Origin of the sequence: Aurantimonas marianensis, from assembly GCF_024195285.1 — a bacterium.
GTDB lineage: Bacteria > Pseudomonadota > Alphaproteobacteria > Rhizobiales > Rhizobiaceae > Aurantimonas > Aurantimonas marianensis.
In genome coordinates, this window is the sequence record NZ_JALHBS010000069.1 from 1 (window position 1) to 20,607 (window position 20,607).

General features: G+C 60.9%; 18 protein-coding genes and 1 pseudogene. 13 read left to right on the top strand and 6 right to left on the bottom strand.

Annotation, left to right across the window (positions count from 1 at the left end; genetic code table 11):
* From MJ956_RS11540 to MJ956_RS11590, 11 genes are all read left to right on the top strand, one after another.
* Positions 1-3,772: Eco57I restriction-modification methylase domain-containing protein (locus tag MJ956_RS11540; RefSeq protein WP_253964610.1), on the top strand; the 3,772-nt coding region annotated here is incomplete at its 5' end.
* Complete coding sequence (locus tag MJ956_RS11545; protein WP_253964611.1) at positions 3,756-5,372, top strand: chromosome segregation protein SMC; 1,617 nt, start codon at positions 3,756-3,758, stop codon at positions 5,370-5,372. The genes MJ956_RS11540 and MJ956_RS11545, both read left to right, overlap by 17 nt.
* Positions 5,363-5,731: a DUF2326 domain-containing protein gene (locus tag MJ956_RS11550; protein ID WP_253964612.1), complete on the top strand. Its 369-nt coding sequence runs from the start codon at positions 5,363-5,365 to the stop codon at positions 5,729-5,731. The genes MJ956_RS11545 and MJ956_RS11550 overlap by 10 nt, the downstream gene beginning before the upstream one ends.
* Positions 5,732-5,744: 13 nt before the next feature.
* Positions 5,745-6,500 (top strand): HNH endonuclease, encoded by a 756-nt coding sequence (locus tag MJ956_RS11555; RefSeq protein ID WP_253964613.1) that lies wholly within the window; start codon positions 5,745-5,747, stop codon positions 6,498-6,500.
* A 449-nt stretch (positions 6,501-6,949) separates the two neighbouring features.
* Positions 6,950-7,729, top strand: a complete 780-nt coding sequence (locus MJ956_RS11560; protein ID WP_253964614.1) for a hypothetical protein — start codon at positions 6,950-6,952, stop codon at positions 7,727-7,729.
* Positions 7,726-8,382: a hypothetical protein gene (locus MJ956_RS11565; protein ID WP_253964615.1), complete on the top strand. Its 657-nt coding sequence runs from the start codon at positions 7,726-7,728 to the stop codon at positions 8,380-8,382. The genes MJ956_RS11560 and MJ956_RS11565 overlap by 4 nt, the downstream gene beginning before the upstream one ends.
* 4 nt (positions 8,383-8,386) lie before the next feature.
* A complete protein-coding gene (locus MJ956_RS11570; RefSeq protein WP_253964616.1) occupies positions 8,387-11,821 on the top strand; it encodes a UvrD-helicase domain-containing protein in 3,435 nt (1,144 codons plus the stop codon).
* A gap of 108 nt (positions 11,822-11,929) precedes the next feature.
* Positions 11,930-12,439, top strand: a complete 510-nt coding sequence (locus MJ956_RS11575; protein ID WP_253964617.1) for a hypothetical protein — start codon at positions 11,930-11,932, stop codon at positions 12,437-12,439.
* The gene (locus MJ956_RS11580; RefSeq protein ID WP_253964618.1) at positions 12,436-12,909 is read left to right on the top strand and encodes a DUF7665 family protein; all 474 of its coding nucleotides are present in this window, start codon (positions 12,436-12,438) and stop codon (positions 12,907-12,909) included. The genes MJ956_RS11575 and MJ956_RS11580 overlap by 4 nt, the downstream gene beginning before the upstream one ends.
* Entirely contained in the window at positions 12,857-13,378 is a 522-nt protein-coding gene (locus tag MJ956_RS11585) for a hypothetical protein (protein ID WP_253964619.1), read from the top strand. The genes MJ956_RS11580 and MJ956_RS11585 overlap by 53 nt, the downstream gene beginning before the upstream one ends.
* A 14-nt stretch (positions 13,379-13,392) precedes the next feature.
* On the top strand, positions 13,393-14,790 hold the full coding sequence (locus MJ956_RS11590) for a hypothetical protein (RefSeq protein ID WP_253964620.1): 1,398 nt from the start codon (positions 13,393-13,395) through the stop codon (positions 14,788-14,790).
* Between the two features lie 30 nt (positions 14,791-14,820).
* Here the strand turns inward: MJ956_RS11590 and MJ956_RS11595 are convergent, their stop codons facing one another.
* Positions 14,821-16,143 (bottom strand): tyrosine-type recombinase/integrase, encoded by a 1,323-nt coding sequence (locus MJ956_RS11595; protein ID WP_253964621.1) that lies wholly within the window; start codon positions 16,141-16,143, stop codon positions 14,821-14,823.
* A gap of 541 nt (positions 16,144-16,684) precedes the next feature.
* On the opposite strand from MJ956_RS11595, the pseudogene MJ956_RS11600 reads away from it, so the two are divergent.
* Positions 16,685-16,965, top strand: a pseudogene (locus MJ956_RS11600) (pirin-like C-terminal cupin domain-containing protein); the annotation flags it as partial.
* Between the two features lie 116 nt (positions 16,966-17,081).
* Here the strand turns inward: MJ956_RS11600 and MJ956_RS11605 are convergent.
* From MJ956_RS11605 to MJ956_RS11625, 5 genes are read right to left on the bottom strand one after another with little or no spacing between them, the layout of a single operon-like run.
* Entirely contained in the window at positions 17,082-17,621 is a 540-nt protein-coding gene (locus MJ956_RS11605; protein ID WP_253964622.1) for a DUF488 domain-containing protein, read from the bottom strand.
* Entirely contained in the window at positions 17,621-17,830 is a 210-nt protein-coding gene (locus MJ956_RS11610; RefSeq protein ID WP_253964695.1) for a hypervirulence associated TUDOR domain-containing protein, read from the bottom strand. The genes MJ956_RS11605 and MJ956_RS11610 overlap by 1 nt, the downstream gene beginning before the upstream one ends.
* Before the next feature lie 37 nt (positions 17,831-17,867).
* Entirely contained in the window at positions 17,868-18,794 is a 927-nt protein-coding gene (locus MJ956_RS11615) for an integrator complex subunit 9 (protein WP_253964623.1), read from the bottom strand.
* 1 nt (position 18,795) lies between these two features.
* On the bottom strand, positions 18,796-19,425 hold the full coding sequence (locus MJ956_RS11620; protein WP_253964624.1) for a TetR/AcrR family transcriptional regulator: 630 nt from the start codon (positions 19,423-19,425) through the stop codon (positions 18,796-18,798).
* Positions 19,422-19,829, bottom strand: coding sequence for a hypothetical protein (locus MJ956_RS11625; RefSeq protein WP_253964625.1), 408 nt, complete (start codon positions 19,827-19,829; stop codon positions 19,422-19,424). Before MJ956_RS11625 ends, MJ956_RS11620 begins: the two co-directional genes overlap by 4 nt.
* Before the next feature lie 155 nt (positions 19,830-19,984).
* Between MJ956_RS11625 and MJ956_RS11630 the strand changes: the two genes are divergently transcribed.
* Positions 19,985-20,446, top strand: coding sequence for a poly-beta-hydroxybutyrate polymerase N-terminal domain-containing protein (locus MJ956_RS11630; protein WP_253964626.1), 462 nt, complete (start codon positions 19,985-19,987; stop codon positions 20,444-20,446).
* Positions 20,447-20,607 lie beyond the last annotated feature (161 nt).

Genomic DNA, 20,607 nt, shown 5'->3' on the forward strand with positions numbered 1-20,607 from the left:
GAAATCGGGCGAGGTCAACCTGACCGAATGGTTCAACGAGCTCCTCCGCCTCGTCTATCGCCTGATCTTCCTGATGGTGGCCGAGGATCGGAACCTACTGCACCCCGAAAAGGGCAAGCCCGACGCCCGCAAGCTGTATGCTGAAGGCTACAGCCTCACTGCCCTGCGCGCTCAATCTTACCGCGTCGCCTCATGGGACAAGCACCACGACCGCTATGAAGGCGTCAAAATCGTCTTCCACGCGCTGGCCAATGGGCAAGAGGCATTGGCGCTTCCGGCACTTGGCGGCCTCTTCTCCACAGACAAGCTGCCCCACCTTGAAACCGCCCGCCTGCGGAACCGCGCCTTCATGGAGGCGCTCTACCGCCTCTCCTGGCTTTCCGACAAAACCGGCATGGTCCCCGTCAACTGGCGGGCGATGGAGACGGAGGAGCTGGGATCGGTTTATGAATCTCTCCTCGAACTTCAGCCCCAACTGGGCGATGAAGGGCGGACGCTGGTTTTCGCATCGGATGCCGCCGAGCAGAAGGGCAATCAACGCAAGACCACGGGCTCCTACTACACGCCCGACAGCCTCGTTCAGGCGCTGCTCGACACCGCGCTAGACCCTGTGCTGGACAAGACCGAGGCCGAATCGGATGATCCGACCCGCGCACTCCTGAAGCTCTCGGTCATCGACCCCGCCTGCGGTTCCGGCCACTTCCTTCTGGCCGCCGCCCGCCGCATCGCCACGCGGCTGGCGCGGCACCGGGCCGAGGGCACGCCCGCGCTCGCCGATTTCCGCCATGCCCTGCGCGATGTCGCGCGGTCCTGCCTGCACGGGGTGGACCGCAACCCGATGGCGGTGGAGCTGACAAAGGTCGCGCTGTGGATCGAGACGGTGGACCCCGGCCTTCCTCTCGGCTTCTTCGACGCGCAGATCCGCTGCGGCGATGCGCTGCTCGGAGTGTTCGACCTCAAGGTGCTGGAGGATGGCATCCCCGACGCCGCCTACAAGCCGCTGACCGGCGACGACAACGACGCCGCGAGATACTATTTGCAGGCGAACAGGGACACGAAGAAGGGCCAGGGCGGGTTCGACTTCGGCACTGGCCAGGTCGCCATGCCCGAGATGAAGCCGCTGGCGCTGGATTTCTCGGGCTTCCGAGACCTGCCCGAGGATACGGTGGAGCAGATCGGGGCCAAGGCCGCGCGGTTCAACGAGCTACGTAAGGGCCAGGCCTTTGTCCGGGCGACGGCGGCTGCGAACCTTTATGTCGCGGCCTTCCTGCTGCCAAAGGTGGGGGGCGCACCGGCGGGGGCCTCGGCCCGCACCGTGCCGACGACCGAGGAGCTTTGGATGGCCCTCAATCAGGGCAAGATGCGGCAGGGGATGGTGGACGAGCCCAATGCCGCCCGCCGTGCCCGCGCCTTTCACTGGCCGTTGGAATTCCCGGATGTGATGCAGCGCGGCGGGTTTGATGTGGTGCTGGGCAACCCGCCGTGGGAGCGGATCAAACTTCAGGAGAAAGAATTTTTTGCCGCACGCGATACGGAGATCGCTACCGCAACCAACAAAGCGGTTCGTGACCGGCTGATCAAGTCTTTGCGCAACGCGGACCCAGGCACACCACAGCGCAGGCTTTTCGAGGAGTTTGAGGCTGAGAAGCACCTCAGTGAGGCAACTTCAACATTCGTTCGAGTGGACGGAGCGGATGGAGGGCGTTTCCCGCTAACTGGTACAGGTGATGTGAACACGTACGCCTTATTTGCCGAGCTATTTTCGATGCTTTCGGGGGGCCGTGGACGTGCCGGAGTGATCGTGCCCACTGGCATTGCAACCGATGCCACAACAGCCCCTTTTTTCGCACACTTGGTAGAAACGCAGCGTCTAGCAAAGCTGGTAGATTTCGAAAACCGAGAGCGCATTTTCCCCGGTGTTTATTTCCGCGTGAAATTTTGTCTGCTTACACTTGGAAGTCGCGAAACGGCAGCGCAGTTTGCGTTTTTTCTCACACAGCCAGCCCAATTGGCCGAGATTGAGCGAAACTTCTCCCTCTCACCAGAGCAAATCGCCGCAATTAATCCAAATACCCGCACTGCTCCAGTGTTTCGCTCGCGTTGGGACGCCGAATTGACCGCCAAAATATATTCACATGTTCCGGTACTGATCAATGAGAGCGAAGGGCGGCAAGGAAATCCTTGGGGCGCCAACTTCATGACTATGTTTCACATGTCTAACGACAGTGGAATATTTCGGAGCGCTGCCGAATTGGAGGCGGCTGGGTACCACCGCGACGGCATTGACTGGGTGGCAGAAGGAGTCCGACCTGCGCAATCCGTTATGCCTGTCGAGGGTAGCAGCAATAATGATCTAGCTCTTGAGGGCGGTGGGCCTCGAGGCCCAAGGCGATATGTGCCTCTCTACGAAGGAAAGATGGTTCATCAATTCGACCATCGGCGTGGTGACTTTGCGCTAGCAAAAGTTAAAGGCGATGCAGATTATCGAGAAATTCCTTCGCCTGGGAATGAGGCCCTAGCAGACCCTAAATTCGAGATCACTCCGCGATATTGGGTTCCTGCAAACGAAGTGCAGGCACGCCTAGCAACCAAGGAATGGAAGCGGTCCTGGTTGATGGGTTGGCGTGATATTACAAACGCCACTAACGAAAGAACTGTGATTGCCACTACATTCGCTGCCAGTGCAGCCAATCACAAGATGCCATTGATCTTCACGGAGTCTGGCGTTCGAGAGCACGCCTGTCTTTTGGGAAATTTCAACACTTTGGTTCTCGACTTCGTGGCCAGACAAAAGGTTGGCGGCACAAATTTAGCCTACTTTTTCCTGCGACAATTTCCATTTTTGAACCCAGACTTCTACACCGAACCCCGCCTCGCCTTCGTCACCCCGAAGGTGCTGGAACTCACCTACACGTCGCACAGCCTCGCCCCGTTCGCACGCGATCTGGGCCATGACGGCCCGCCCTTCGCCTGGGACGAGGACCGCCGCGCGGTCCTCCGCGCCGAGCTCGACGCCTTCTACGCCCGCGCCTACGGCCTGACCCGCGACGAGCTGCGCTACATCCTCGACCCCGCCGACGTGAAAGGCCCCGACTACCCCTCGGAAACTTTCCGCGTCCTGAAGGAAAGGGAAATCCGCCAACACGGCGAGTACCGCACCCGCCGCCTCGTCCTCGAATCCTGGGACCGCATGGAGCAAAACGGAACGTTTGCCGCTCTTGGCATGGCAGACGCTACTTCTGCAATCGTGCAGCAGCCGATCCAGCTTCCGCCGCTTGAGCAACTTCCCGACGCTGCTTGGGCTCGCGCGGCGCCGTCTCCGCAGCACGATCCGTCGGCGGCACTCGCGGCAATTCTGAAAGCGTTGGATGGTCCAACGCCAATCCGCACCGTCCGTCTGACCGCGGCGATCATGCTTGAACCCCACCTTTTGACGCCCCTTCTTCCGCCTAAGGATCAGACCCAATGGCGACGGTTGGTGGGCCAGGAGGCAGAGCCGCACTCCGGGAATGTCGTCGGCTTCGCCGCCCGAACTACGCCGGGATGGAATGCCGCCATCACGAACCATCGTGGCAATGACCGACTGATCGAGGACCTTGCAGCCGGAACCTGGGCGCCGGGCACAGGTCTAGATGCCTTTGACACGGCGGGCTGGCCAGAAGGGCGCGCCGGGTTCGTCATCAACGCACTGCGAAACCTGGACATCGACGCAACCATGAACGCTGCCCCCGACGAGGTTCGGGACTGGATCGCGAATGCCGCAGCAGGATGATCTCTTTCCGGTTCCGCCACTAAGCGTTGAGGTCCCGAAAGACCTCACGGAGCCGAGGCTTTGGGTGCGGCGGCTGAAAATCTGGAAAGAGCCGGACAGCGAGGTCATTCGAGACATCGAGTTGCGGCCCGGGCTCAACATCATCTGGTCGCCTGACGGAGATGACGATCCGGAGTGGAGCGTGCGGGCAATCGGCCATGGCAGCGGGAAGACGCTGTTCTGCCGTTTGCTTCGCTATTGCCTCGGCGAGTCCCGCTTTGCCGATGAGGTCCAGCGCGATGCCATCTCCACGACATTTCTGAACGGCGTCGTCGGCGCTGAAGTGATGCTTGACGGAGTGTGCTGGGCGGTAACGAGACCACTCGGCATTGGCCGCAAGCACTTCGCGATTGAGGGCGGTAACCTTGATGTTGTTGCGAAAATGGAGGGCACGTCGACCAGCATAGAGCCGCTCATCGACGCAATCGAGGCCAAGATCCTCGGCGAAGGGACTTCCCAATTGGCGAGACTTTCGGCTGGACAGCGGGCCTGGCCGGTTGCTCTCGCGTGGGCGGCGCGCGATCAGGAATGCCGTTTCGACGACGTCCTCGACTGGCGCTCGTCGGCATCAGGATCGGATGCGCCGCAACCCGCAAGTGGTGATGCCAAGGGGCCTCGTCTGCTCGCGATGCGGGCGTTTCTGAACGCTATAACGGAAGAAGAGCAAGCCGCACGGCGCCAGGAGCAGGACCTTGCAAGCCAGCTCGATCAAGCAAAACGGCAAAGGTCGTTTCTCGAATGGGATCAAGGGCGGCGCGTCGAACGCCTCGTTCGCGATCTCGGTCTTAGCGATGCATCGCTGCCGGACATGCCGCTTCTTTTGGATTCGCTGAAGTCGGTTGCGGCGGGGAAGCTCGCGGCTGCTGCGAAGCTTCCATCAGGAGTTCGCGCCGAACTCGATGAAGCTCGGCGCACCTCTCAGAATGCTCGCACTGCATTGCGCGACGCTGAACTGAAGGCAGCCGGGCTCGATGCGAAATTGCCCCTTGAAGAAAAGCTACTCACACAGATTAGCAGTGAAATCCCGGGACTTTCGGCAGCCGCTCAATCTGCGGCTAGTCCGATCTGCCCCATCTGCGAGGTGCCAATCGACACAGCGCTCGCGGAAGGCTGCAAGCTGTCTCAAAAATTGCCTGATCAAGCGCAGTGTCGTGCTCGATGGGAAGCAAAACGTCAGGAAGTCGATGCCCAGCAACAAGCGATAGCGAGCTTTAAGGCTGAGATCGCTGCCCTAAAGCCCGAAATCGCTTTGGCCCGCCAGAAGGCTCAGCAGGCGGAAGAACGCGTGGATCGCCTTGAAAAGGCTGCTGACGCTCGAAACACAAGCTGGCGCACTGCAACCCGCATGTTGAAGATGTTCAGCGTTCCGCAGAACTGGTCGATGAACTTGCGTATGCAGAGTCTGCGATCAGAAAGCTGGATGAGGATCTGCAACGCGTCCGCGAACAGCTTCGGGGGTTCGAGGATAAGCAGGCAAGGGCAATCGGTACGATATCGCAGAAATTCTCAGCCATCATTCGGCGCCTGCTCGGGGACGACGCCAAGGGTATTGTGCGTCTGACCGGCAAAGGCCTTGAGATTAGCGTGGAAGCCGGGGGCGACAGGCGAACAGCCGCAATTCAGTCTTTGAAAGTTCTTGCCTTCGATCTGGCTTGCCTTTGCCTGAGTATAGAAGGTCGAACGCGCATTCCCGCGTTTCTGATCCATGACAGTCCGCGCGAGGCCGATTTGGGACAAACGATCTATTATGAGCATTTCCGGCTTTTGCGAGTACTCGAAGAAGAACTGGCGGGCGGAACTTTTCAATATGTGATCACAACGACAACCAAACCGCCGCAGGACTTCAACAAAGCGCCTTGGCGTCGTGAGGTTTTGCGCGGAGCGCCTGGCAGTGAGCGGCTGTTGAGGTGTGACCTTTGAGGATTGATATGGAATGATCGAAAGCCCTCAATCCTTCATTGTCTCAACCGAGTGCAGCAAGGCCGCTGAGCAGCATGGCTTTCGGCGGCGGCTTGGTGAGACCGATGGGTGGGCGGCGTTCCAGTCGACGACTGCGCAGGGAACGATCTGGCTGGCTGCCGAAGCTCCGGCTGGCTCATGGTTCCTCGCGCTTGACCATCCCGGAGTCATACAGGAGCTGAACTTTCCCGTAGCCGATGTTTCCGGTCCTGGTCGCGCCCGCTTTGCCTTCGACACGCTCGGTGTTCTCTATGCAGTGCTGCATCGCGTCTATGAGCTGGGTACCAGCTTGCCCGATGCACCGCTGCGGGAGTTCGAGCGGCGCATCGCGGATATGCCCCGCACAACGGAGGCCGAGCGATTGGTCGTGCAGAGGATCGGGCAGGACATCTTTCGCGCGCGCCTAATGGACTATTGGCAGGGCCGCTGCCCGCTCACCGGAATATCCGATACTGCCCTGCTGCGTGCCTCGCACATCATTCCCTGGAGCGAGTGCGAAAGCGACGCCGAGCGGCTCGACGTGCATAACGGCTTGCTCTTGTCGGCGCTTTGGGACGCCGCATTCGACCGCGCGCTCGTGACCTTCGATGATGATGGGAAACCGGAATTCTCGCCTGACCTGAGTGAACAAGCGCGCGAGGAACTGCGCTGGAGTTCGCCAATTGCCTTAACGAATGGCCATCGCGGCAGGCTTGGACGCCATCGTGAGCGGATACGAGTTAGGTCGTAGCTTTTGGGCATGGCGGACAGACCAGGCGCGCACCGAGGCGCCGATATTGCGGATATCATGCGCCATCGACGACCATCGCTTCGACGTAAGGCCGCATCATCGACACCCGCCCGAGCTGAGAAAAGCAGAGCGTCGCAAACACGAACAGAGAGTATCGGGTCGATCAATACGTGGCAGTTCCTTGCCTAAAGCATAAAACTGCAGAGATTTTATTGCGTTCGTGCCAGTCTAACGAGAGAAGGGATTGGGACACTCGAGACCGACCACCTCCGGCTACTTCCTTTGCGCGTGATCGCGTCGCCGAAAGGCGGAATCGGCGGGGCGAGTCAAAAATATCTTGAAGGCCCTTTCCGGGTTTCCCGTCTTGGCGCGATCAAGGGGATGAGCGTCACAAACGTTCGCTCGCGAAACGCCGCAGCGCCGCGAAAGGGGGTGAAATGGCCCGACCGTTGACGAATACCGAATCGGACGGCGCTTTGTATGAGCGTCCGCTGGCGGTCGAGGCTCAGATCGATAGGGCCGTCCGCCTGTCAAGGTCCGATCTGCAGGCTCGCCTCTTGATTACCGATTGCAACGATCCTGGCTATCTGTGCTCGGAGAGTTTTGTCCATCTCGTCCGAGAAGGGCGGCGGGCTGGTGACCAACAACTGATTAGTGCCGTTTTGCCGGTCTTGCTGGGACGATGCGAAGCGAATCTGCTGGTTAAGGTCCCGGACGGTGGTGTGCCGGACGCCGCGAGCCTTCGCCAGGAGATCCTGGAAAACCTGACGGACCTTTTCGTGGCAGACGGGACGGGCGACTTCCCTGACGAGCTCGACTTTTACGAGTGCCGGTTCAACAAGGCGTTCAGGGCGCTACGCATCGATGCGGTTCGCCGGGATGCGCGGCGGCGCAAACGCAGCATCGCCATGGTCAACCTGCCGCCATCAGAAGGCGCAGGCGAGCCAGGCGCTTACGAAGACGCTTTCGCCAGGGTTTCGGAAAGCTTCAGGGTTCTGCCGACGCAGGAATGGGATGTTTTCCGGGAGCCGTTCATGAAAGCGATCGAAGCTTTGCCGGCCGATGAGCGCGAAGCCGTCATCCTCGTTCATGTCCTCGGGTACAAGGAAGAGTCCGAGGATCCAGACGAGGAAACGGCCGCGACACGGTGCAACTGCACGGGACGAACAATTCGCAACCGCCTCACGCGGGCGGCTGCGAAGCTTTCCCGTTTTAAGGAGGAATTATGAGCCAGACCACCGACGCGACCCCGCGCGCATTGCGGGAAGCCTTCTATGTTCTGTCCACGGCCCAGGACGTGCCGGACGCAAGGCTGCTGGATGACATTGTTCGCCGGTATCCCCAGTTTGGGCAGGAACTGACGGATTTCGCGATCGCAATCGCGGTTGACGCACTGCGTGGTGGTCGCGCCGTCGAAGCTGCCGAGGCGGCTATTGACCCGACCGTAGTCAGCCCGGCTGTCAGCCGCGCGATGAGCCATTTCCAGAACCGGCTGCACGCTGTAGCGACGGATGCGGCCCGGGTGAAAAGCACCCGTGTGAGCATCGCCGATGCCCCAAATCCTTTCTCAGCTTTGCAGCGGAGCGAATACCGTGCTTTCGCCGCGCGCCTGCACGCGAATGCAGTTTTCGTTGGTAAGCTGCGTGACCGACAAATTGACCCAGCTACCATGACACCAGGGTTTCAGTCTCGGGTGGCAGAGGAGCTGAAGGCGCCCCTTGATGTAGTGGTGGCCCATTTCGCCGCTCGGCAGGCAGCGCCGACAGGGCAGTTTTTCAAGGCCGAAGGCAAGCCTGCTACCGGCATACAGCAAAGCTTCGAAGAGTCGGTGAGAAGCTCGGGTCTGAGTGAGGCTCAGCAGAAGTTCTTGTTGGAGCTCTGATCACGTGGACCCCTTCGAACCAATCCGTTCCAGGGCCGCTGCACTTCATGACGAGTTGCTCTCGGAGCGGGAGGACCCGTTCGATCCACTTGCGCTTGTTCAAGCGGCCGTGGCGCGGCGCGATCTGGATCTCGTATGGCTGCCCAAAGATGATCCAGCATTGAAAGGCGCGAGAGCGCTATACGATGATCAGGGTGGAACGATCTGCTGCGAGGAGGACGGTGACCCGGTTACTCGCGCGCTCCTCGTCGCGCACGAGCTCGGGCATTCCGAACTCCATGCTGGCTCTGCGACGTGCAGCAAATCCGATATCGATCCGTCGCGGAGCATGGAAACGGCGCCGGTCGGTCTCCAGCGCGTTGAGGATTATGGCGCCCGTGAGCGTCGCGAATTACAGGCCAATGTGTATGCGCGCGAACTCGTGCTGCCGCGTGCCTTTGCGCGCGCGTTGCACCTCGAACAAGATCGGGCGGCCGTAGCAATCTGCGAGCGGACGAAACTGCCCGTAGCGCTGGTTCGGCAGCAGCTGTTCGACGCGTTGCTGCTGCCGCCGATGGTAATTGAAGCGGAACCCGCGCCCCAACCTTCATCCACCCGCAAGCCCGATCCATCCCAGGATCGCGCTGCCGAGCAGCGTGCCAAGCCCTTTCAGTTGCAAGCTGGACCGGGGACCGGCAAGACGAGAACGCTGGTGAAGCGCGTGCTTTCGCTGTTGGCTGAGGGCATCGATCCGGCAGCGATCCTCATCCTGACATTCTCCAATCGCGCTGCCGGCGAATTATCGGAGCGATTGACGGCGGCTGCGCCTGAGGCTGCGCCAAAGCTTTGGATCGGAACTTTTCACGCGTTCGGCCTCGATCTTGTGAGGCGCTATCACGACAGGCTTCAACTCACGCCAAATCCGTCGCTATTTGACCGCAGCGACGCGATCGAAGTCCTCGAGGACATTTTGCCGATACTGCCGCTGGTTCATTACCGGAACCTCTGGGATCCGGCGATGGTACTGCGCGACATTGTCGGTGCGGTCTCGCGCGCCAAGGATGAAATGGTCGGGCCCGAACGATACCGAGAGCTCGCGAACGCGATGCGGGCGAAAGCGGACGCTCTTGATGAGGATGCGCGGATCGCGGCCGCCAAGTGCCTTGAGATCGCAGATATTTACGATCTTTATGAAGCCGCGCTACGTCGACATGGCGGCGTCGACTTCGGCGACCTCATTATGCGCCCAGCGCGTCTGCTGAAAGAGGATGAGGCGGTGCGTATCGGTGTGCAATTCCGCCACCGGCACGTGCTTGTCGATGAATATCAGGACGTGAATCGGGCAAGCGCTCGCCTGCTGAAGATGGTAGCGGGCGATGGGGAACGGCTCTGGGTCGTCGGCGATGCGCGACAATCGATCTATCGCTTTCGAGGCGCTTCTTCCGAAAACATGGTCCGCTTCACGTCCGACTACAATGAGGCCGTGATCGATCAGCTCGGTGTCAACTATCGTTCGACCGAGCAGATCGTGGACAGCTTCGTCGCAGTCGCGCCGCATATGGGTGCTTCTGAGGGCATGCTGAAGCTGAAACTGGAGGCTGACCGCGGAAAAGGTCCAGGTCGTCCAGAGATTCGAAGCTTCGAGACGCTGGATTACGAAGCCGAGGGCGTCGCGGCGAGCATTCGCGAGCTTGAGACGGGGGGTGTGCAGCTCCGAGACCAGGCTGTTCTGTGCCGAACCAATGGCAGGCTGAACGAAATCGCGTCGGCGCTTGAGGCGCGCGGTATTCCTGTACTGCACCTTGGCAGCCTGTTTGAGCGCGAAGAGGTCCGCGACTTGCTGGCGCTGCTTAGCCTCGCCGTTGATCCTTTCGGCGACGCGCTGGTGCGCGTCGGCGCGATGCCGCGATACGATCTGTCGCTGCAGGATGTGCATTGCGTGAGCCGATATCTGCGGTCGCTTGAGAAGCCAGCCCTGACGGGTCTCGCGGCTGCGGCGACGGCGCCAGGCTTGTCTACTTCGGGACGCGAAGGCATCGAACGCCTCGCGGCGGATCTCAAGGGCATCAGCTCGAGCGCCAACGCCTGGGAGTTTCTCGCCGTCTTTCTTCTCGATCGTACGGATATGGCCAAGCAATTGGGTAATGCGGCGTCAGTCACAGAGCGCATGCGCGCTGTGGCGGTCTGGCAGTTCTTGAACTTTGTGCGCGATCAGAGTCCGGTGGGGAGGGGGATTCCGATCCAACGCACGCTTGATCGGGTACGTCAGTTGGTCTTGCTGGCCGAAGAGCGCGATCTGCGGCAAGTCCCGGCTTCGGCGCTGCATCTAGACGCAGTTCGGCTTATGACGGTGCATGGCAGCAAAGGCCTCGAATTCGAGGTCGTGCATGTGCCGGGCTTGACGGTGGCGAGTTTCCCGAGTTCCAACCGCGGCCAGCGTTGTCCGCCACCCGAGGGTATGATCGAGGGTCTCGGTGATATTTCGCCGGCAGACGAAGCGAAGCGTTCCCATAGTGACGAGGAGGAGTGTCTGTTTTTCGTCGCTCTCTCGCGTGCCCGGACGCACCTTCGTCTTTATCACGCGCGAAAACAACGAAACGGAAACGGGCGCTCGCCGTCGCCGTTTCTCAAGTGGCTCCCTCCCGGTATGGTCCGAGAGATTCCAGATCCGCCCAGGCTGGCGCTTCCGCCGGGTGTGCCGGAGCCGCAACCGATCACGATCACCTGGCCACCGGACTGGGCGGTGACAGACAATCGTCTGGGTTCGTACGAGAAGTGTCCGCGCCGCTTCTTCTATACGCACGTTCTGGGCCTTGGCGGCGCACGCAAGCCGACGGCGTTTTCCCGCACGCACGATTGCCTCTACGACTTGCTGCGCTGGCTCGCAGATACCCGCCGCAGCGGCGATCCCGAGCTGCACGAAGCTGAGGCCGCCTTCGAGGAAATCTGGAGGGCGCGCGGGCCGGCAGATCACGCCTTCGCTGCCGACTACCGCAAGCTCGCTTCCCGTCTGATTGCGGCGCTGCTCAATGCCGGGGCTGGACATCGATTCCGCGACGCTGAACCCCTTGCCATCGACTTTCCAAACGGGCGTGTGCTGGTCGAGCCTAATGAACTGGCCGAGCTGCCCGATGGCACCGTCGTTATTCGGCGGGTTCGCACGGGCTACAAGCGGAGCGATGAGTATGATCGGCTGGAATACACTCTTTACCACCTTGCGGCCCGCAGGCAGTTTGGTAGCGGCGCGGTTGTTCAGGCGCTTCATTTAACCGACGAGACGCATGAGCCCGTCGTGATCAGCCCGACCAAGCTCGGAAACCGTCAGAAGAAGAGCGACAGTATGTTGGGCGGCATCGCTTCCGGCGAGTTTCCGCCGGAGGTGGACGCGGTGACCTGCCCCCGGTGCCCTCACTTCTTCATATGCCCTTCGGCACCGAACGGGTCGCTTCAGCTCGACTGAATTCTGGCGGCTAGCCTTTCCGGGTTGCTGCTCCGCTGGCGATCAAGCCGGTAAGGGACGAAGCCGGGCAATCCTGCCTCGCGCTTCGATCCCGCGGAGTGCAAAACGATGAAGTCCATTGACCTTTTCTATCAGGGCGAGGATGTCGGCGAGATCGCGCATATCGAGCTCGAGCCCGACGCGACCTTCGCCACCCTCAAGACCCGCCTCGCCGAGAAGCACCAAATCCCGGCCGATGCGCTGCTGTTCATCGAGGACGAGGACGAGCCGATCGACGAGGGCGTCCTCGTGAAGGAACGGGCAACCGCCAAAGGGCTGAAGGTCCATTTCCACCGCTGCCGCCATGTCGAGGTGACGGTGATGTTCAACGGCGAAACGGTGGAGCGCCGCTTTCCGCCGAGCGCGACGGTTGCGCGGGTGAAGCGCTGGGCTGCCGAAAAGAAGTTCGGCATGTCCGAGGAGGAGGCCGGCGAGCACGTGCTGCAGATCGCGGGTACGCATGACAGGCCGGCGCCTGGGACGCACATCGGCTCGCTGACCGACGGCAAGGTCTGCAGCTTGGCCTTCGATCTCGTCCCCGACGAGCGGGTCAACGGCGCGGCCGGGGGTGTCGCGTGATCGGCCCTGACCAGCGCGCCTTCGAGGCGGACGCGGCGAAGGCCGCGTTCCGCCTCGGTCAGGCGGAGGGGCGCTGGCGGCTGATCAGCATGGCTTGGCCCTTCGCCTTCTTTGGCGTGGTCGCCAAGGACGGTCGGGAATATGTGCTTCGCCTGAACTGTGCTGGTTACCCGCAGGTGGCGCCGACGGGCGGGCCCTGGGACATGAAGTCTGACAAGGTCCTCGCATTCGATCTCTGGCCGCGCGGTCAGGGCGAGCGCGTGTCGGCAGTTTTCCGCACCGACTGGAAGAACGGCGCCGCCCTCTACATGCCCTGTGATCGCGAGAGCCTCGCCGGTCACGACAACTGGCGTCGTGAGATGCCGTCGAAGATCTGGCGCCCCGCCGAGGGGATCGTCCAGTACCTGGAGCTCGTCCATGAACTTCTTCAGTCCCGAGACTATGCGCCGCCTCTTCGCTCCGCGGCATGAGCTGTCCTGCTCGTGGTACCTGTGGCGCCGTTTGAAGACCAAGCTGCGGGAACGCGGTCGCCACCGCAGCCGCGAGAGCGGAGCGTTCCTGCTCGGCCATCGCGAAGGGGGCAGCGCCAGGATCGTCGACTTTGTGCTCTACGATGATCTCGATCCGCACGCCCTCGACAGCGGCATCGTCCGGTTCGACGGGCGCTACTTCAGCGACCTCTGGGCGATCTGCAAATCAAGTGGCCTGGCCGTTGTGGCCGATATTCACGTGCATCCGGGCGGATGCGGTCAGAGCGATTCGGACCGCGATCACCCCATGATCTCGCGCGCCGGCCATATCGCGCTGATCCTGCCGCGTTTCGCGACTGGCCGTCTGCCCCGGCACGACATCGGCATCTATCGCTATCTGGGCCGCAAGCAGTGGGACGTAGTGCAGCCGTCCGGGCGCCGCCAATTCTTTCACATCAGTCTGTTCTAGAGGAGTGACAAGCCATGACCGCGCAGACTTCGCCAGACGCCCTTCATCGCTTGGTCAAGCACGCCATCGACAGCGGGGTTGCCGCGAGCATTGCCGAGGCAGAAGCGCTTTTTCGAGGTTACCGATTGACCGTAGAGATCGATGGCGCCGCCACCGCCGATCCGGTGCAGCAGGCCGCACTGTTGACGACCGTCGCCCTTGGCCGGCGGGTGTTCCTTGGCGGTGTGACAATCACCGGACCCCTTGAGGCGCCGTTGAAGCTGGCCATGCCGTTCGGGCGGACGTTGGCCGAGGCGGTTCAGGCGCTGGGCGGGGTGCTTGGCGAGACAGTCTCCGATGCGCCTACGATTGTGATCGGCGGTGGTGCGCGCGAGCGGCGCAAAGGCTTCTGCGTGCGCACGATTGTGGCGGGCTGGAGGGGCGGCATCCTGCCGATCCATTCAGAGCTGGAGGCTGACGGAGGGAGTGCCATGCCGCTAAGCGGAATGCTTGCGGCGGGATTGGCCGTCAACGAGGCGTTCCTTTTTGTGAATGGCGGTATGCCTGCGGCCGGACGTCGGGCAGTGGGGCTTTCGCTATGGCGTCCTGACGTGGAAATCGACTGGTTGCAGGCTGACGAAAGCGAGCCGGCGCTGACCTATCTGCCATCGCGTCTGTGGCTGATCGGTCTTGGCCATCTGGGCCAGGCATATCTGTGGGGCCTCGGCCTGTTGCCCTATCGGGATCCCGCCAAGGTGGCGCTGGTCCTGCAGGACATCGACGTCATCACCGACTCGACGGAGAGCACCTCGATTCTGACCGATGCCACCATGGTGGGTGAGAAGAAGACACGGGCGATGGCGATGTGGACGGAGCGGCGCGGCTTTGCGACCTCTCTTCAGGAGCGCCTGTTCACTGCGGATTTCAAGCGGCAGGCGGATGAGCCGGCAGTCGCGCTCTGCGGGCTCGACAATGGCGCAGGCCGGCGGGCCCTGGACCAGGTTGGGTTCGATCTTATCGTTGAAGCTGGTCTTGGACGCGGGCACCGCGATTTCCGTACCATGCGGCTTCATGTCTTACCGGGACGGCGTGCTGCCGCCGATATCTGGAAGCAGGCGCGCCAAGGCGAAATGGTCGAGGACCGTCCGGCCTATGCCAAGCTTCTTACCGACGGTGTGCTCGATCGCTGCGGCATGACGCTGCTTGCCGGCAAGGCCGTCGGCGCGCCGTTCGTGGGCTCGATCGCGGCGGCGTTAGCGTTGTCGGAGGTGCTGCGGTTACTGCACGGGGGTACAGCGCACCAGCTTATCGATATCGATCTCCTTAGCCTCGATCAGCGGCTCGTCTCTCGGCATTCCAATGATTTTGCTGATCTTAACCCGGGTTTCCTAATGGCGGCGGACGCGTGGTCTTCGGACATGGGCAACTCGTGACGTGGCGATCCGATGAGAGTTGGAGTTGAACTAAACGCTCGGCCTCGATTCAGTCAGCATTTGATCGATAGCGCTCTGCCGGGATTGCCGATCCAGCGTGTAGGTGTTTCGCCTAAACTCTACCCCTTCAAGTAAGGCCCTCACGTAGCCAGACACAGTGTCCGCAGCCATGATCAAGGTGGAATCGAGGGTGTGAACGTACTTGCTGGTGACCGACCCTTTTGCATGCCCAATCAGCGCAGCGATCGTGATTTCGGTGAACCCCAGATCATTGGCTATGCTCGCGAAACTATGCCGCAGCACGTGAGGCGTGACATCCCAGAGCGCGGTGTCCTTGAACAGCTTCTTCCAACTCTGCGGGAAATTTCCGACCGCGTTGTCGATGCCCTGGCCGGGAAAGACGCAGGTTCCGGTTCTCTGCAGTCGTTCCCGTTCCAGATATTCCACCACAGGTAATCCGACAGGGCGAACCGAGGCACCCTCCTTGCTGTCGGCCAACCGCAAGCAACTTCCGTCAAGATCGACGGCGCTCCATTTGAGGTTGACGATTTCGCCGCGCCGACAGCCCGTCAGCGCGATCAGCCTGAGGATTTCGGCGTGTATCCTGTAGTGATCGCTTCGCTGTGCCTCTCGAAGAATGTTGCCGAGAATCCGGTATTCGGCTTCGCTGAGCCGGCGGTCTCGAACCTGGTATTTCGGCTTGCGAAGGCCGTGCGTTGGATTGTGCTCGATAATCCCGGCCTCGACCGCATATGAGAAGATTCCACCAAGCAGTCCCATCGTCCGGATTGCGGTCCCGCGGCCGCCGCGAACAATCGCCTTGCCGCGAAGCTTTTCGGTCTTCACCGTCACGCGGGTCTTCCCGGCGATGATGTCTTTCATCAGATTGTTCATGTCCGGCTTGGTGATGTCTCGCACGCGTCGTGTGCCCAAAAGGGGGATGATGTGCCTGCGGATACGTCCGACATCGGTGGCAATGGTGGTATCCTTCTTCGGTCTCCCGCCTTTTCCCAGGACGAGGCCGGCTTCCATATCGGCAATGTACTGCTCGCAGAGCTGCTTGATGGTGAGCGCCTTGCGCTCTTCCTCGCGCTCTTCCGCAGGATCGTCGCCGTGAGCGACCCGGCCGAGTTGCGCTTTGGCCTCACGACGCGCACTTTCCGGCGTCCACACGCCATGAAGACCGATGGTGTAGCGCCGGGACCGGCCCCTCGATCGGTATTGGATGACGTAACTCCGCTTTCCGGAAGCGAAGACGCGAAGGCCAAACCCCGGGAGCTCATCGTCCCAGATGAGGTAATCCTTGCTGCCCGTTTCGGCCGTATCGACGACCCGTTTGGTGATCCTCGCCATAGCCCAGTCCCTGCCGGACCCGATTCTCGCGTAAGCACCACGTAAGCACTTGGCGGCAAATTCGGGCGTGTTCTCGGATAGAGACTTCGGAGCGTCGATCCTGAAAAGCAATGTTTTTCAGATGCTTATCGTGCTCTGGCGTACTCTATCGCGCAATTCGGATGGGGTATTAGACCAGCTCCGAAGGCAGAGGTCACAGGTTCGAATCCTGTCGGGTGCACCATTCCTGAACACCAGTGGGCATTGCCTGTCCACCTCCATTGTGAGTAGCGAGGAGCGCTCTAAGCCCAGCCCGTCGGCCGGACAGCGTCGCCTGTTTGTCGCCGATAACGATGTGGTCGATAATCGATCGGATGTACGCCTTCCGAAAGGGGATATCGCCGTGGCGAACTCGGTCTTTCATGTAGTTCGAGAATGCCACGATCCTTTCGGGGCTCCAGCCCAAGTGCCGGTCCGATCCGGCGCCGGACACGCTCAATCCCAGCAGCGGCAATGTCACGGTCTTTCTGTGCCGCTGTGAGCTTCACCCCGAGTTCCGGATCTGACGCTTCGACCAACAGACGACGAGATCGTGGTTTCGGCAAAAGCCAACGGCACCGACGATCATGCCCGCTTCATGCTTTTTGGCGGCGCGCCAATGAACGGTCCGGGTTACATCTGGTGGAACTTGGTGCCTCGCGTCCCGAGCGTATCGAGCAGGCCAAGGAAGAATGGTGCTGGGGCCGCGTCGCGACGGTGCCGGGTGACGAGGAGGAGTTCATCCCCTTGCCCGAAAACGCACGCCAGGTTATGCGCGCCAAAGGCGGGGTTCACTACCCGTGAGCCCTCGCCTTCACGCCTCGGCTTGCCTGTCCTTGCCGCCGATAAGCCCACCCAGGTCGGCTTCGCCGGAATGGAGATTGTCGGCCGACACCGCTTCAGCCTGCAACCGGCTGCCACTATACGCCAGCAGCGGGATAGATGACCTTGTTCTGCGCTGTTCTTTGTGCGCCTGGCGTCGGCACGGCAGGGTCGATCCGCCCAGAGGCCATCAAATGATCGACCGCATGGCCATTCAGCAGGAGGTAGTCGGTAATGATGCGGCGATGGCACCGCCACCAGACCGCTTCCGAACACATCAGTGCCAAGCGTTGGTCACGACCGAGATGGACCAATTCATCGAACGCGGCGGCAAATTCGTCACCCAATGCGTAATCGGCGTAGTTGTGGAAACTCTGGACGCGCCAATGTGCATTGAGAGCGTCATCGATACTGGATTGCTTCTTCCTTCGCCCTCCCAAAACCGGACAATGCCGATAGCCGATCTGCACCTGCGCAAGATCGCCCGGCAGCCGCTCGATGTTGAAGGCCGGGTTGGTACGTGATCGCGGAAATGACCGGACGTCGATCAGCACGCCGACCTGGGCCTCCCGCAGGATCTGCAGAAATTCGTCTAGACTGCGGTTAGAATGGCCAACGGTGGCGAACTGCGCCACCATCAGTCGATCCTTGTCAGTGCGCCCCCCTTGTGGGCGGCGATGTGGTCGGTCTTGTCGCTCTGGATTTCGTATTGAGGATCCTCCTTCGACGCACGGCGCCGATGACCCTTGTAATCGAAATCTTTGGGATGGATCTTGATGATCTTGCCGCTGACCCGACCGGCTTCGGAATTCCAGCTGACGTGATCACCGACCGAAAACGTCGCCATAGCCTCCTCCTGTCTTTCCATGGTCTCCTCCTGTCTTTTATGCGAATGCTTCTGTTTCTGACTTGTTCCTGCCGATAAACAGGTTGCTCCAATGCGAAGAGGGCGAACCGTCGGCGCGCCCTCCGCAATCAGGTGCGCTGCGATCTCGGTCACCGTCAACTGCCAGTGCCGCCGGAGCCTGCGCCTTCAAGGGCGGCAGCTTGAATAGGGTGCGGAGATCAGCCATGTCGACGATGTGGACCGAGCGCCCAATGGCCAATGCCGTTGCCGTATTCTTGGCGCTGGCTATACCGGGCCGGCTCCTCCCGCACCGCGATCGTGGCCACACGCCCCGTGAGACGGGTCGAGTCATCGACGAGATCGGCTTCGACCCGGCCGTTGCCCCGCGCGAACCCCTCGGGTGGCAGACCGCTTGGTGCCAAGAAGATCGACCAAGGGCATAACCCACGAATCCCGCAAGAACAGCGAGAACAAGCGCGATTGATGCGGTGGCGCTCTGAAACCATCCGCCCAAACCAAGAGCCCCTTGCGGGCCGCGTGCGCGGACAGCCCATTGACCCAGCGAGCCTTTGGCCTGGAACCCGGTGATCATCACGACGGCGTCGGGTCGGGGTAGGTTCTGTCGCAGATGGTGTCGGACGCGCCCGGCATCACACATGCCGCTGGCCGAGATGATTATCGCTCCTGCGCTGATCTGGTTGAGTGCCTTCGCCCCGTCGAGGCTCGATGTGAACTCGAGATAGGGGAGGTCCGCGCCCACCTTGTGCCATCCCGCCAGGTTCTTCGCCTGTTCGTCGAACAATTCCAGATGTCGACGGGTGATCCTTGTGGCTCCGGTCGCCATCGGCGAATCCACAAAAATCATCAAGTCGCGAAGTCGTCCTTCGCAGGTTAGCCGATGGAGATCGAAGCAGGAGCCGGTGACTTCGCGCGCCGCGCCCAGAAAGTTGATCTTGGGCGCCATGTCACTCCTGCTCCTCGGTGTCACGCGCCTTTGAAACACCGTGTAGATAAATGGCAAAAACACGTGGCGCATCGGCACGCATTTTACCCATGTCGCCGGCGATCAGGGATTGCATCACGAGGCCCTGAATGGTGCCGATGAATAGCGTGGCCGCCGCCTCGACATCGAGATTGTCGCGCAATTCGCCGCATTGCTTGCCACTGGTAATCATGTCGCGAAGGCGTGCCGCGTATTGTTTCATCATGCTCTGCGCGAGGCGCTTGGCCGGCGTCTGTCGAGCGCCCTGAAGCTCTCCGAACAGCATGCGTGGTGCGCCCGGGTGATCGGCGACAAATGCGATGTGGGCGAGAAACATCGCCTCCATCTTTCCTGTAGGCGATGTTATGTCTTTGGCCGTCCGATCGATCCGGGCCATCAGGTTCTTGGCCACCCAGTTCATGACCGCTTTCCAGATCGCGTCCTTGTTCGGAAAGTGGCGAAAGATCGCGCCCTGTGTCAGCTTCATGTGCTTGGCAATGGCTGCGGTCGTGATGCTGTCCGGGTTAGAAGAGCCGGCCAGGTCGATGACCGCTTCGACGGTGATGTTGCGGCGCTCTTCCGCCGGGACCTTTTTTGGTCTCGTCTTGGTCAATGAAACGTCTCCGTTCGCCATACATGTGCAGCCGTCCACATCATCGCGGCAACCATCGAAATGCCGCCGGCCATAACGAGGATTGGCGGAGCACCAAAAAGCACCTCTGCCAGAATGCCTAGCGGCATCAGCAGCCCGAGCAATGCCAATGCGGATATCCAGCGCTCGGTCCGGGTGCCTGGGGCACGCAACAGGGCGAGTCCGACCGCGATATTGATGAGCGCGAACAGGTTGCCGTGAACATGCGCAAGCCGCGATTCGAAATGCGTACCCACCGCATAGTCGGCGACCCACTGCTCCTTGCCGGGCGCGAAATCGCGCAAGAAGATCAGCACGAACCCGTACAGCATGAAGAGCGCCAGGAACGCGAAGCCCGTCACGACATTCGTCTTGCCTGTCAGCATGGGTTTCCTCCTCGGTCAATCGCGGCACTTACCTGCCTTGCCGTGCATCATGGCTTGAATAAATATAGTAATCAATTACTATCTTGAATCGTGATCGTCCAGCGGTGCCGTTGACCATCGTCTCGAAATCGCCGCACGGACATCAAGGAACATCGATGGAGCCGCAAATGTCGGACCAGGTGGTAAAACTGCGTGATGCGCAAGGAAAGCGGGGGACAGCGCGAGCGGTGCCTGACCGCTCTACACGCGACATCTCAGAAGCTAAGGCCGGGCCGGAACGGGATGCGGTGACGACATCTGATACCGATGATCGTCCGGATACACACGATACCCGTCACGAAGTATTCGACCATGTGGCGCAGGTTTGGCTTTCGCGCTTCACGCATGGATTGTCGCCCGCCGCGCTGATGAACGCATGGTTCGATTGGGCGACGCATATGGTCGCGGCTCCGGGAAAACAGTTGGAAATCGCAGAAAAGTCTGGAGAAAAGTTCGGTCGGTACATGCGTTATGCAATGGCGTGCACAGGTTCGACCAACGCGGTGACGCCCTGCATTGATCCGCTGCCGCAAGACAACCGGTTTTGTGGCGAAGCCTGGAAAATGCCCCCCCTTTAATCTGATTCAGCAAGGTTTTCTGATGCAGCAGCAATGGTAACAACGACCTCGCCGAGGGTCGGCTCAAGGTCCCCCATGAGATGCGGACGGTCTGGGCCATGAGCCTGCGGACCGTCGTCTGGGGCGTCGTTGTCGGCCTCGTGATTTCTCTGGCTTGCCAT

Bases quoted from the DNA above. Each gene is read 5' to 3' on its own strand.
- MJ956_RS11545 (WP_253964611.1), top strand. From the start codon at position 3,756: ATGCCGCAGCAGGATGATCTCTTTCCGGTTCCGCCACTAAGCGTTGAG.
- MJ956_RS11555 (WP_253964613.1), top strand. From the start codon at position 5,745: ATGATCGAAAGCCCTCAATCCTTCATTGTCTCAACCGAGTGCAGCAAG.
- MJ956_RS11565 (WP_253964615.1), top strand. From the start codon at position 7,726: ATGAGCCAGACCACCGACGCGACCCCGCGCGCATTGCGGGAAGCCTTC.
- MJ956_RS11575 (WP_253964617.1), top strand. From the start codon at position 11,930: ATGAAGTCCATTGACCTTTTCTATCAGGGCGAGGATGTCGGCGAGATC.
- MJ956_RS11585 (WP_253964619.1), top strand. From the start codon at position 12,857: ATGAACTTCTTCAGTCCCGAGACTATGCGCCGCCTCTTCGCTCCGCGG.
- MJ956_RS11590 (WP_253964620.1), top strand. From the start codon at position 13,393: ATGACCGCGCAGACTTCGCCAGACGCCCTTCATCGCTTGGTCAAGCAC.
- MJ956_RS11595 (WP_253964621.1), bottom strand. From the start codon at position 16,143: ATGGCGAGGATCACCAAACGGGTCGTCGATACGGCCGAAACGGGCAGC.
- MJ956_RS11605 (WP_253964622.1), bottom strand. From the start codon at position 17,621: ATGGTGGCGCAGTTCGCCACCGTTGGCCATTCTAACCGCAGTCTAGAC.
- MJ956_RS11610 (WP_253964695.1), bottom strand. From the start codon at position 17,830: ATGGCGACGTTTTCGGTCGGTGATCACGTCAGCTGGAATTCCGAAGCC.
- MJ956_RS11615 (WP_253964623.1), bottom strand. From the start codon at position 18,794: ATGGCGCCCAAGATCAACTTTCTGGGCGCGGCGCGCGAAGTCACCGGC.
- MJ956_RS11625 (WP_253964625.1), bottom strand. From the start codon at position 19,829: ATGCTGACAGGCAAGACGAATGTCGTGACGGGCTTCGCGTTCCTGGCG.
- MJ956_RS11630 (WP_253964626.1), top strand. From the start codon at position 19,985: ATGGAGCCGCAAATGTCGGACCAGGTGGTAAAACTGCGTGATGCGCAA.